This is a genomic window from Streptomyces sp. SID3212 (genome assembly GCF_009865405.1).
Classification (GTDB): Bacteria; Actinomycetota; Actinomycetes; order Streptomycetales; family Streptomycetaceae; genus Streptomyces.
In genome coordinates this window covers 1-1089 of the sequence record NZ_WWJY01000190.1, presented here as the reverse complement: position 1 = coordinate 1089, position 1089 = coordinate 1, and the positions used below count along the sequence as shown (strand labels likewise).

Genomic DNA, 1089 nt, shown 5'->3' with positions numbered 1-1089 from the left:
GCTCCAGGGTCCGGACGCAGGTCCTGAACCCGGTACGGGCCGCGCCTTCGAGCGAGCGGGCGGTACGGGGGCCGGGGGTGCGGGAGGCCTGCTCGAACGCGACCGCCGCGGCACGGACCTTCTCCCGCACGACGGTCGGGGAGAAGGCGGCGCTCACCACCAGGAGGTCGCCCAGGGCCGCGACGTCGCCCGCCCCCTCCCGCTGTCCGGCGCGGGCGAGCAGGGCGGCGGCGCGGCGGATCCGCTCCTGCGCGCGGGTGAGGTCCTGCCGGCTGACCGCGGGCTCGAATCGTTCGCGGACGCGGGGCAAAGACAGGTCGTAGGCCAGAGTCCGGCCGGAGAACCACACCGGGCGCGAGCCGGCGTCGGCGCGGTCGCCGGGCAGCGCGACCGCGTACCCCACCAAGGCCCCGCCCTCGTCGTGGCGTTCCCGTACGCGCAGGCCCGCGTCACGCAGCCGGTTCAGGAAGTCGGTGTCGTCGTGGGCGAGCGCGGCCGTCTCGCGGACGGTGCGCTGGAGGGACTCGCGGGCGGTCTCGGTGAGACCTCGGCGGGCGGCTTTCTCGGCCTCGCCGGTGGCAGGGCGGCGGCGCGCGGTCCCATCCAGCGGTGACATCGCCTCCAACCCCCACAGGGTCTCGAAGCGGCGGGCGGCGGTGTGCATCGCGGGGATGTCGCCGCGCAGGCGGGGGTGGCGGCCGTCCTGGCGGGCGAGGGTGGCCAGGATGTGGATGTGGTCGGGTGCGTGACGCACCGCCACCCACCGGCAGGCGTACTCATCCCCTCGCGGCGCGACCCCCGCCGCGTGAACCATCTCGGCGGCGACCCGCGCCCACTCCGCGTCCGAGAGGACCCGGTCACCGGGGGCGTTACGGACCGAGACGTGCCACACAGGCTCGGAGGGGCGCGGGCCCCGCAGCGCCTCGGCGGGGGCGTCCAGGAGCAGCGCCAGGCCGGCCAGCGTGATGCGGGCCGGAGCCCGTGCGGGGCACGGCAGGTCCGGGTCCCAGGCGGCCACCAGGTGCGGGTCGACATGCTCGTCGTGATCCCCCGGACCGAACAGGTACTCCAGGAGACCCGCGGTGCTCT

The 1089-nt window shown here is 76.4% G+C and carries 1 pseudogene; it reads right to left on the bottom strand.

Annotated elements, in window-relative coordinates:
* Nucleotides 1-1089, bottom strand: a pseudogene (locus tag GT042_RS05565) (mobilization protein); the annotation flags it as partial.